General features: G+C 40.4%; 1 protein-coding gene. It reads right to left on the reverse strand.

What is annotated here, in order from left to right:
• Positions 1-230: ABC transporter permease (locus AAEY57_RS21315; RefSeq protein ID WP_350608821.1), on the reverse strand; the 230-nt coding region annotated here is incomplete at both ends.

Genomic DNA, 230 nt, shown 5'->3' on the forward strand with positions numbered 1-230 from the left:
TGCTGCTTTAATATAAGGAATAAACGCAAGATTATCGGGTTTACTGTCTTTGAGCCACGGGCCTTTCATGTTTCCGATCACGCCAATAACTTTAAGTGGTAGGTCGCCAAAATAAACTATTTTCCCTAAACCATCTCCATCAGGGTAGAGCTCATCAAGTAAGGCTTTAGTGACTATAGTGACGTTGGTACGCTTTTGTGTAATTTCGTTTGTAACGAGCACTTCATCTT

The organism is Pseudoalteromonas sp. MER144-MNA-CIBAN-0113 (genome assembly GCF_040308965.1).
Taxonomy (GTDB): domain Bacteria; phylum Pseudomonadota; class Gammaproteobacteria; order Enterobacterales; family Alteromonadaceae; genus Pseudoalteromonas; species Pseudoalteromonas tetraodonis.